The organism is Clostridium chromiireducens, assembly GCF_002029255.1.
GTDB classification, from domain to species: domain Bacteria; phylum Bacillota; class Clostridia; order Clostridiales; family Clostridiaceae; genus Clostridium; species Clostridium chromiireducens.
The window spans coordinates 1-12,548 of record NZ_MZGT01000104.1 but is presented as its reverse complement, the minus strand read 5'-3'; the positions used below and the strand labels follow the sequence as shown (position 1 = coordinate 12,548).

Sequence of the window (12,548 nt, the reverse complement as noted above, 5' to 3'; positions counted from 1 at the left end):
TACTCCTTTAATTGCTGTTTCATGCGAAACTACAATCTTATGCGGTATTAATCTTCCTTTCGAAAGGCTATTCCCCTCTATGAGGCAGGTTACCCACGTGTTACTCACCCGTCCGCCGCTAATCCGTCCCCGAAGGAACTTCATCGCTCGACTTGCATGTGTTAAGCACGCCGCCAGCGTTCGTCCTGAGCCAGGATCAAACTCTCAATAAAAAGTTTAATCTTAGCTTACTCAAATAAAGAATTGCTGGTTTACTTAAATGTATTTATATATTCTGTTCAATTTTCAAAGACCAATTTTCCTTACAACATATTGTTGTAACTCACTTTATTTCTTGTCACCCTCAAGCGACTTTCTTAGTATATCACTTGCTTTCGACCCTGTCAACATCTTTTTTCAAAATCTTTTAAAGTCTTTGTTAAAAACTCTTTTATCGATTCATCCAAAATGTTTCATGTCTCTTAGCGACGTATTTCATATTAACATGTTATAATTATAGTGTCAACATTTTTCTTTAAAAACTTATTTTTGCCACGATATAACTTTCATTCCTAAAAAAATTGCACTAGTTTTTATGATTTATTTTGTAATTGATAAACAAATCTCACTAATACGAATAGTTAAAATAGGTATTGAAAATTTAAACTACTATTAGTCATTAAATTGTTTCTCTATATATTGATGTTAAAGAGTTCACTCTTTGACGATATATTCAAGGTAACAATTCTGATTGTCTAATTTTTAGTTTAAACTTCAATACCTATTTTATCTTAAACTATTAATATTCTTACTAATATATCAATAATTACTTTATACGCTTTTAATTTCAACACTATTTCTTTTTCTTTATAACTAGTGGATACATAATAGATCCTATAAGAGTCTCTCCAGCTCTTATCTCGCTCCCCTTATCCGCTATTACATTATCTAATACTGCATTTTCACCAATCATACTATTTTGCATTATTATACAATCCTTAAGTTTGGTGTTTTTTCCTATATACACTCTTCTACCTATTATACAGTTTTCAACCGTTCCCTCAATTCGACAACCATTTGCTATTATTGAATTTATAACGTTACTCTTATCTGCATAATGGGTTGGTGCTTCATCCTTGGTTTTAGTATAAATAGGCCTTTCTTCGTTAAAAATTTCTTTGTTAATTTTTCTATTTAAGAATCCTACATTGCTGTCATATAAAGATTTAATAGAATTTATGCAGTCTAAATGGCCCTTAAATTCGTATGCCCCAGCAGTCAGAGTATTTAGATTGTTATGAATATATTCTTTAACTTTTCTATACATTCCGCTACTTACACATTCATTTACTATATTAATAAACAATTCTGTTTTTAGTATATACATTTCCATATTAATATTAGCTTTTGGGTTCTTACCTATATTTTCTCCTACACTTATAACAGTTTCCGAATCATCAAAGTTCAGTACTCCGCAATCTCCAAAAGCTTCATCAGCATTATTTACTTTTTTATATACCATTGTAATATCTTTCCCCGTACTCTTATGGTATTCTAATACTTCGTTATAATCTATATTACAAATCATATAGCTTGGTGCTAATAATACATATTCTCTTTTACTATGTGTTAAAAACTGTATATTTTCAGCAAAATTATGAACATCATCATAAACCGGCTCATCATTTCCAAAATTAAAAACTTTTAGTCCATCCTTTTTTCTATTTAGATCCCATGGTCTACCATTTGTTAAGTGGTCTATTAATGATCTTGATTTATTTTTCGTAAATATTCCTATACAATCTATTCCTGAATTTTTCATATTCGACAAAATAAAGTCTATAACTCTATACCTTGCTGCTATTGGAACTGAAGCAAGAGATCTGTTGACAACTAATTCTCCCATTCTGTTTTCATTTTCATCTAGGTTAATTATACCAATACAATTTTTCATTTCTTTCTCCCCCTTAGTACCTATCTAAACAGCTTTATTATTTTCTATAACTGTACCCATTTTCACTTCTTCTTTTGCTGCTATAATAGCAATTTCATCTCCCAAAGAAATTTTACAATCTTTTCTTACAATAGCACCGCTTCCAACTATTGCTTTTTCTATAACTACATTATCTCCAATTTTTGCATCTGTCATAATTATTGAATCACGAACAACTGAATTTTTTCCTATTTGGACACCTTGGAATAATATAGAGTTTTCAACTTGTCCATTAACAATGCATCCTTCAACCACTAACGAGTTAGATATCTTTGCATTTTCACCAATATATTGCGCAGGTCTTACCGGATTAACTGAATATATCTTCCAATTCTCATCATGTAAATCTAGTTCATTATCTTCTTTTATTAAATCCATGTTGGCTTCCCATAAGCTATCAATAGTACCAACATCTTTCCAGTATCCCTTAAATGGATATGCAACCATTTTGCTTCCTTCTCCAAGCATACTCGGAATTATGTTCATTCCAAAGTCATTTTTTGAGCTCTTATCAGCTTCATCTTCCCTCAAGTATTTCTTAAGAGTTTTCCAGTTGAAAATATAAATTCCCATAGATGCCAAGTTATTCTTAGGACTTTTTGGTTTTTCTTCAAATTCATATATGGATAAATCTTCTCTAGTATTCATTATCCCAAAACGAGACGCTTCATCCATTGGAACTTCAATTACTGCTATAGTAGCATCTGCTTGTTTTTCTTTATGAAAATCTAACATTTTTGTATAATCCATTTTATAAATATGGTCTCCTGATAATATTAGTATATATTCCGGATCATATCTATCAACAAATTCTATATTTTGATAAATTGCATTTGCTGTTCCCTTATACCATTCTCCACCTTTTTCTTCTTGATAAGGCGGTAATACATGAACGCCACCGTGAGCCCTATCTAAATCCCATGCCTCACCTATTCCAATATGTGCATTTAATTCTAATGGCTTATATTGAGTTAGCACTCCAACTGTATATATTCCCGAATTTGAACAGTTGCTTAGTGGAAAATCTATAATTCTATATTTTCCTCCAAATGGCACCGCTGGTTTTGCAAGCTTTTTTGTTAATACCCCTAATCTTGATCCTTGTCCACCAGCCAATATCATTGCCACAATTTCGTTTTTACCCATAATATTATCTCCTCTCACATGTTCTTGTTCTCATTAGATAAAATTTTATATTTTATGCTTTTATATTTAATAATATGCTTAACATATTGTTTTCATGTCAATAAGTTTATAGCCTATTATATTATCATTAATTCATTATTACTAAGTTGTAACGTCGTTTTGTGTTATTTTAGATACAGTATATTATACATTCTTTTTACATCTTTTTCCATATAAATATATACTAAAATATTTCGTCAATTTTCTATCTACTTAATCAGGTTCTAACAAGTTAGATTTTACGCAATATCTTAAAATTACGCGGAAAAACAGATATAACACTATTTTTTCCTACAAATTTATATTTTTCACTGACGTCAAATAAATTCGCATAAGTTCCATTCAAATTTATATCATTAATTAATTTATGCTCATTTGAAACATTGACTAAGATTATTATTTTTTCATTTTCATAATTTCTTTCAAATGCAAACACATCTGCCTCTGTTTCAAAGATATATAAATCCCCTTTTTTTAAACCATTTTCACTATTTCTAATGTCTATTATCCTTCGATAAAAATCCTGAATTTCCTTATTCTCTTTTTCCCAAGGATAACTCTTTCTATTATCAGGCTCTTTTCCACCTTTTAATCCTGACTCGTCCCCGTAATATATCAGTGGCACCCCAGGTAATGTAAACTGAATAACTACAATTAATTTTAATAGTTCTATATTACCATCTAGAACGGTTAAAATCCTTTCAGTATCATTTGTTCCTGCAAGGTTGATATTCCCATAAAAATTTTCTCTTGGATAATTTTCATACAATGACATAATTCTCTGTCTAAACCGACTTGATTTTATATAGCCTTTAGTAAAATTAATTAAACTTTCCCTTAAAGGATAATTAGTTACAGCATGTACTTCCTTACCACTAAAATATTTTCGCCTCTTCGAATAGCTTATTTTATTAGATGCATCTTCCCAAATATCGCCTAATATTACGACATCATTACTAATTTCCTGAGCTTTTTTTCTAATCAACTCTATAAATTCATCTGGTAATTCATCTATCACATCTAATTTCCATCCACTTGCACCTAAGGCTATCCATTTTTTTATAATTGAATTTTCATTTTCAATAATAAAATCAATATACCCCTTTTGCATCGAATCAATGTTTGGTCTTTCGCTTATTCCCCACCATGATTCATATTGAGAAGGATATTTAATAAACTTATACCACTCGTAATATTTAGAATTAGGAGAATTATATGCTCCAATATCGTCATAATTTCCTAATCTATTAAAATATCTACTATCCGAGCTAGTATAGCTTAACACAACATCTAGGATAATTTTAATTCCTTTGCTTTCTGCTGCCCTACATAATTCTTCAAACTCATTGTTTGTACCAAACATTTCATCCACAATATCGTAATCCCCGGTATCATATTTATGACAGCTAGGAGATTTAAATATGGGACTTAGTTGTATAATATTAGCACCCAAGGACTTTATATATTCTAACTTTTTTATAATACCTTTTAGATTCCCCCCATAAAAGTCCCATCTAACAATCCTACCAAAGTTATCTTTAATATACATTGGATTGTCGTTCCATGTTCCATATATAAATGAATTTTCTTTAGGAGAACTTATAGTATTATTATCATTTCCATTATAGAATCTATCTATAAGAATCTGATATATTACTCCTTCTTTATACCAACTAGGTATATGAGATTTTTCATATACCGTTATTTGATACGGCACAGGATTATAAGTATATATTTGGCCGACTCCCCCTAAATGTTCATCGTTGTTTCCATAATATAACCTATCATACCCATCCATCAGAATAAAATAATATTCTAATATTCCCAAAGCATCAGATGTATCAATTTCTGTTGAATATTTGAATTCGCCATTATTTAAATATTCCTTTTCCATCCCCACATTTATTCTGGTACCATCAAACTGAATTAATTCTACTGCTACAATTACCTCTTTATCAACATTAATTGACAGTTTAACCTTTTCACCTACTTCTACAGCTCCGAAGGGCTTCCTAAATTTTATGCTTTGCGAGTCATGTACTACCTGTATACCGTTCATTTGATTACCCTCCTATAGATTCTTATAAATTACCTCAGATCCCCAAATCCCTGTTGCATATTCTTCTATTGTTCTGTCAGATGAGAATATTCCTGAATGAGCTATATTAATTCCACACATTCTCTGCCACTTATTAGCATCTCTATAAAGAGTATCAATTTTATCTTGAGCCTTTAAATACGAATCAAAATCTTGCAAAACAAAAAATTCATCATTATAATTTATTAGATTTTCATAAATGCTTCTAAATTTATCCTTATCGTTATGATATTTTCCATTTACTAAATCATCAATTACTCTCTTTACTCTTATATCACTATTATATATATCAATAGATTTATATCCTCCATTTTGATAATAGTTAAGCACCTCATCTGCAGTTAGCCCAAAAATCACTATATTATCATCTGTAACTTCATCTCTTATTTCAATATTTGCTCCATCTAATGTTGCTACCGTAATAGCCCCATTCATCATGAACTTCATATTTGATGTCCCTGATGCCTCTTTTGTTGTAGTAGAAATTTGCTCACTTACATCTGTTCCAGGAATTATTTGTTCAGCTAAAGACACCCTATAATTTTGAATAAATACCACTTTCATTTTTTCATTTACTCTAGGGTCATTATTCACTTTGTTAGCAACACTATTGATTAATTCTATAGTATTTTTTGCTAGATAATATCCTGGTGCAGCTTTACCTCCAAATATGAAAGTTCTAGGAACCATATCATAATTAGGATTATCAATGAGCCTATTATATAAATCCATTATCCTTAAACAATTAAGAATCTGTCTTTTATAAGCATGTATTCTTTTAACCTGCACATCAAATATAGAATCCGGGTCTACATTTACATTATCGTTTTTTAATATTATATTTGCTAGCTTTTCTTTGTTAAATTTCTTTATTTTTCCTAACTGATCTAAAATCACTTCATCATATAAATGTCTTTCAAAATTTCTTAAATCAATTGGATGCCTTATAAAACTATCACCAATTGTATCTTTAATTAACTTTGTAAGTTCTGGATTACTTTTCAAAAGCCATCTTCTATGAGTAATTCCATTAGTCTTATTATTAAATTTATTTGGATATAGATAATAAAAATCAGTCATTTCCTTTTTCTTTAATATTTCTGTATGAAGTTTCGCCACTCCATTTACACTGTGACTGCCCACAATAGCTAAATGCGCCATCTTGATTTTATCATCTGCTATTATGGCCATTTTTCTAACTTTCTCCCAATTATCAGGATACTTTAAAAGAATTTCCTTACAATATCTTTTATTTATTTCCTCAACAATCATATATATTCTTGGGAGCAAATTTCTAAACATATCTACCGACCATTTTTCTAAAGCCTCTGATAGTATTGTATGATTAGTATAAGATACTGTATTGGTTGTTATTCTCCACGCAGTTTCCCATTCTAGTCCTTCTTCATCTACTAATATCCTCATGAGTTCTGGTATTGCAAGCGTAGGGTGTGTATCATTTATATGAATTGCTACTTTCTCATCTAATAATTGTATATCCTTACCATGCTTCTTAAAATGTCTTATAATGCTTTGAATTCCTGCAGATACAAAGAAATATTGTTGTTTTAATCTAAGCATCTTACCTTCATAAAATGAATCCTCTGGATATAAAACTTGTGAGATTGATTCAACCGAATTTTTATATTTAATAGCTTGTAGAAAATCTCCTCTGCTAAAAGATGAAAAATCAAATTCATTTGATACAGCTTCTGCGCTCCATAATCTAAGAGTATTTATAATCTCATTTTCATATCCTACAATAGGTGTGTCATACGGAACAGCTAAAACAGGTTCATAGTTTATATGCGTAAAATTTAAACGTCCATTTATCTCACTTACTCTTACTTCCCCGCCAAATTTAACTATTTCAGCTTTTTCAGCTTTTCTCTTTTCCCATACATTTCCTTCCCTTAACCAATCATCAGATACTTCTACTTGCTTTCCGTCTATTATCTTTTGCTCAAAAAATCCATATTTATATCTTATCCCACACCCGTTTCCTGGTATATTTAAAGAAGCCATGGAATCTAAAAAGCATGCTGCTAATCTTCCAAGTCCACCATTTCCCAACCCTTGATCTTGCTCAAGATTTTCTAACTCTTCTAAATCTATATTTAAATCAGATAATGCTTCTTTACATACATCTCTTATACCTATATTTAGCAGTGCATCTCCAAGTAATCTTCCTAATAAAAATTCCATAGAAAAATAATAAACTTGTTTCTCTCCAGTTTTATTATATTTCTTATTTGTTTTAAGCCATGTTCTTGTAACATAATCCCGCACTAGACTCCCCAAAGCATCATACTTTTGTTGTTTAGTTCCTTCTTTTAACTCAATACCATGCATTTCTAAAAACTTATTAACGTAAGCCTTTTTAAATGTCTTTTTATCCATTTCGAGCATTGATATACCCCCTCATCACAGCGCTTCAATCTTTTCCTGCTAATTCTTTATAAAGATTTAGATATATTTGTGCTGATTTATTCCAACTGTTGTCAGAATCCATCGCATTTTTAATAAGATCATTCCACTGTTCCTTATCCTTGTATATCCATAATGCATATTGAATTATATTATATAACTCATCTGCATTATAATTTCGGAAACTAAATCCGTTTCCTTCCCCAGTGTACTCATTATAAGCCGTAACTGTATCTTTTAATCCACCTGTTTCCCTAACTATAGGAATTGAACCATATCGAAGAGCAATTAATTGTCCTAATCCACATGGCTCAAAAAGTGACGGCATTAAAAACATATCACATGCTGCATAAATTTTATTCGCTAACCCATTATCGAATTTAATATTGGCAGATACTTTATTTCCATACCTAAAATCCAACCACTCGAAATGTTCCTCATAATGCTTATCCCCTGTTCCTAGTATAACTAGTTGAACATTTTGTTGTAGTAGTCTATCTGAGATACTTACTAATAAATCCATGCCCTTCTGGCTTGTCAACCTTGTTACCATAGCCAGCATGGGAACATTCTCATCAATAGCTAGTCCTAATTCCTTTTGTAGCTCAGTTTTATTTATTACTTTATCCTCTATAGAGTTTATATCATAATTCTTTTTAATAAATCTATCTGTCTTAGGGTTAAACTCATCGTAATCTATACCATTGGTTATTCCTCGTAATGCATAGGATCTGTCTCTTAATACACCATCTAGTCTTTGACCATATTCAGGTGTTTGTATTTCATATGCGTAACTGTCACTAACAGTAGTTATTATATCAGCGTAATATAGCCCTCCCTTCATATAACTGACACCATCATCGAATTTTAAACATGTATTATCGTAAAGTTCCATATCAAATCCGAATAATTCTGGTAGTATTTGAGGATCAAATACGCCCTGAAATGCTATATTATGAATTGAATATACGCATTTCATTTTCCAATAAAACATATCATTTTTTTTATATTCAAACTGCAACAATACGGGCAGCATTCCTGTTTGCCAGTCATTGCAATGAATTATGTCAGGTTGCCAATCAATTTGTCTAAGCAGATCTAATACAGCTCTATCAAAGAATGCGAATCTCTCTCCATCATCATAGAATCCATAGCTCCCATCTCTTTTAAAGTATCCTTCATTATCTAAAAGATAATATGTCACTCCATTATATAAACATTCCCATACTCCACAAAACTGTTCTCTCCAACCAACTCTCACATTGAACCATTTAACAAATCTTAATTTATCTCTTACTTCCCAACTTATTTCTTTATACTTCGGTATAACAACTCTCACATCTGTATTTTTTTGTGCAAGTGCTTTTGGTAATGCTCCCGCAACATCTCCAAGCCCCCCGGTTTTAATAAACGGACTTGCCTCAGATGATACAAATAAAACTCTCATTCTTTATCCCCCTTAGCCTAAAAACAACATTTTAATATTATCTAATACTTCATGAAATCCTAATCTCATATTATTTTTAATTTATATCATCTTAATTTTCCTCGACTATCACTTCTTCAGCGATGTTTATTTCTTGCTCCATATTAAGGTCATTTACTTTCAGTATTAATGTTGCCATTGGTGGAACTTTTATTTTTAACGAATATGGCTGATTGTGGAAAGGGCATTTCTCAGCTAATAATACTTCTCCGATTGTTTGCCCTGATCCACCATATTTACTATCATCTGTGTTGAATGCTTCTTCATAGCTTCCATAAAACGGTACTCCTATTGCATAATCATAGTATACTACAGATGTAAAATTAATTATGAAAATTAATGTATCATTATCATTTCTGCTTCTTCTGGTAAAGATTAATATACTCTGCTCATTATTGTCTGCCTCTATCCAGTTAAAGCCTCTATAATCATGATCAAGTTCCCAAAAAGCTTTATTATTAAGATACAAATGATTTAAGTCTTTAAAGAAAATTTGTGTTTTCTTGTTAATCTCCAAATCATCTAATAAATTCCATTCTAATTGAGAATATTCTCTCCACTCGATTGTTTGTGCGAATTCACATCCCATGAACAGCAATTTCTTTCCTGGATGCCCCATCATGTAACCAACAAATGCTCTGAGGCCTGCAAACTTATTCCACTCATCTCCCCACATTTTCTCCACCAATGATTTCTTTCCATGAACAACTTCATCGTGTGAAAGAGGTAATAAATAGTTCTCAGCATAAGTGTACATCATAGCGAATGTTATATTTTTATGATTATTCTTCCTATATTTAGGATCTATCTGGACATATTCTAATGTGTCATTCATCCATCCCATGTTCCATTTCATATTGAAACCTAGTCCATCATATGCAGGCGGCTTTGTTACATTTGGCCACGCAGTTGATTCCTCTGCTATCATAAGTGCTGTTGGATATTCTTCAAAAACAGCTCTATTTAACTCCTTTATGAATTCAATAGCTTCTAAATTTCCATTTCCACCATACTTATTAGGCAACCATTCTCCCTGTGACCTACTATAATCTAGATACAGTATACTAGATACAGCATCTACCCTTAATCCATCAATGTGAAATTCTCTATACCAATATAACGCATTTGATATTAAGTAACTCTTTACTTCCGATCTACCTAAATCAAAATTACAAGTTCCCCAACCTTTATTTTCTGCTCTCCATTCTTCTTGATATTCATATGTTGGTGTGCCATCAAATTTATATAAGCCATGAGCATCTTTGCAGAAGTGACCCGGCACCCAATCCATTATTACTCCTATATCTGACTCATGTAATTTATTTATTAGCTTCTTAAGACCTTCAAGATCACCATATCTGCTTGTTGGTGAATAATATCCAGTTCCTTGATATCCCCATGAAGCATCTAACGGATGTTCAACCAGTGGCATAATCTCTACATGTGTATATCCCATCTCTTTAATGTAACTAGATAATTCTTCCCCAATCTCCTCATATGTTAGAAAACTACCATCATTATTAGTCTTCCAAGATCCTAAATGAATTTCATATATATTTAATGGTTGTTCCAAAACATTAATTCTATCTCTTTTTTCTATCCATTCTTCATCATTCCAAGTAAAATCCTTAGGAGCATATATTATAGATGCATTATTAGGTCTTAATTCAGTTTTTATTGCATATGGATCAGATTTGTATTCACCTTTTTCACCGTTGCTTTCCACTATGCAGTATTTATACTTATCCCCAACTTTAGGTTTTATAAAGAATCCCTTCCATAAACCATTTTCGGTTATCTTTTCTAACTTGTACTCTTCTTTCACTTCAAAATCAGTAAAATCCCCAACAACATACACGTCTTTAGCATTAGGAGCCCAAGTCGAAAATTGCACTCCCTTTTTTCTTTTTTCAGTCCTAATATGCGCGCCTAAAATATTATAAGCATCATAATTCTTACCTTGATGGAATAAATATGTGTTAAAGTTTGTTATTTCAGATTTATCCAATTTTTCAACAACCTTTTTAACTGTATTTTTGACTTGTCCTGTTTTAGATTGTGTTTTACCTAGATTTAAATTAGATGATATATCTTTACTTTCGGTTATTTTTGATGATAATTCTTTTTTTCCTGAACTTTTCTTAATCTCTCCTGCTTCTAATATATTGTCCTTCTCACTAATTTTAGTTGAAGCTCTCGATTTTGAAGATGTCTTTTTCAAGATTCCTGCTTTCGATTTATGATGTGATTTTTTATGACCTGATTTCTCCTCAACTTTACCATTAACTATTTGTTCGTTTTTTCCCTCATCTATTATTATGCCCTTCTCACTTAATTCGCTCTCTTGTATTTCTAAATCACTTTTTTTATTTAATTCAACAGGAGTTTTAACATTAGCCTCGGTACCTCTTTTTGTACTAGATTTCTTTGTCTTTACTTTAGACTTTGTTTTAATTCTATCATCTTTTTCATTGTCAACAATATTTTTTTCCTTGATTTCAAGTTTAATTTCATCTTCATTAATTGTTGATTCTTTTTTCTCCTTTATATCAGTTTTCTTTTGTGTATTTCTCTTACCCCTTACAGTTCTTTCTTTTTTAACAACTGAAGATACTTTATCGTCAATTATTTCATTATCTTGTTTCTCTATATCATCTATATTTTGCCTAGTGACTAACTCCTCTTTTTCATTGGACTTATCTCTCTTAGAGTTACTTTGCATTAAACCATACCCCCCATTCATATTTCTCTATCCCTCTCATAATCGCCAAGTGAATCTTACTTTAGCTTATATCCTCAGTACATATCCGTTATTTCATCCCCAAAGAAATGGAGTATCACGGATGCTAGCCATCGGATAAATTTTGAATACTTATACTTTTCTTTTATTATATATATCTATCTTACCAAATTCTGTAGTATATTTCACTTATTTTTCTATTTTTTTTATTAAAATTATTAACTCATTTAACTTTTTTTGTTTATTTGTGTATAGATATTCAGCTATAATGCATAAAGTTTCTATGTACTTTTTTGTAATAATAAACTTATCTACAATGTAAGTTTAAGACTTATTAGTTACTTAATTGTTTACAAAAATAAAAAAAAGAGATAACTTAATTTAAATTATCTCTTTTTTATTTATATTTTATTAGTTTATATTCAAGTAAAAATTTTTTCTCATATAATAATAAATTATATATATTAACATCAATTTTTATTATTAGTTTATTAAATTTTAGATATCTAATAAAAATAAAAAAGATAGTCATTACAACTATCTTTTAAGTTACCTCGCAACGTCCTACTCTGCCACACAGTCGCCCGTGCAGTACCATCGGCGCTATAGACCTTAACTTTCCTGTTCGGAATGGGAAGGA

The 12,548-nt window shown here is 30.8% G+C and carries 6 protein-coding genes and 2 rRNA genes; all 8 read right to left on the bottom strand.

Features of this window, described 5'->3' with window-relative positions; genetic code table 11:
- Positions 1-212: ribosomal RNA gene (locus CLCHR_RS22325) — 16S ribosomal RNA — on the bottom strand; the annotation flags it as partial.
- Between the two features lie 620 nt (positions 213-832).
- Complete coding sequence (gene glgD / locus CLCHR_RS22320; protein ID WP_079442107.1) at positions 833-1,933, bottom strand: glucose-1-phosphate adenylyltransferase subunit GlgD; 1,101 nt, start codon at positions 1,931-1,933, stop codon at positions 833-835.
- Between the two features lie 24 nt (positions 1,934-1,957).
- Positions 1,958-3,118: a glucose-1-phosphate adenylyltransferase gene (locus tag CLCHR_RS22315; RefSeq protein ID WP_079442106.1), complete on the bottom strand. Its 1,161-nt coding sequence runs from the start codon at positions 3,116-3,118 to the stop codon at positions 1,958-1,960.
- Between the two features lie 271 nt (positions 3,119-3,389).
- Positions 3,390-5,216 (bottom strand): glycoside hydrolase family 13 protein, encoded by a 1,827-nt coding sequence (locus tag CLCHR_RS22310; protein ID WP_079442105.1) that lies wholly within the window; start codon positions 5,214-5,216, stop codon positions 3,390-3,392.
- 12 nt (positions 5,217-5,228) lie between these two features.
- A complete protein-coding gene (locus CLCHR_RS22305; protein WP_079442104.1) occupies positions 5,229-7,664 on the bottom strand; it encodes a glycogen/starch/alpha-glucan phosphorylase in 2,436 nt (811 codons plus the stop codon).
- Positions 7,665-7,689: 25 nt separating this feature from the next.
- The gene (gene glgA / locus CLCHR_RS22300) at positions 7,690-9,129 is read right to left on the bottom strand and encodes a glycogen synthase GlgA (RefSeq protein WP_079442103.1); all 1,440 of its coding nucleotides are present in this window, start codon (positions 9,127-9,129) and stop codon (positions 7,690-7,692) included.
- A gap of 91 nt (positions 9,130-9,220) precedes the next feature.
- The gene (glgB, locus tag CLCHR_RS22295; RefSeq protein WP_139376286.1) at positions 9,221-11,890 is read right to left on the bottom strand and encodes a 1,4-alpha-glucan branching protein GlgB; all 2,670 of its coding nucleotides are present in this window, start codon (positions 11,888-11,890) and stop codon (positions 9,221-9,223) included.
- A gap of 569 nt (positions 11,891-12,459) precedes the next feature.
- Positions 12,460-12,548 (bottom strand): 5S ribosomal RNA (rrf, locus tag CLCHR_RS22290); the annotation flags it as partial.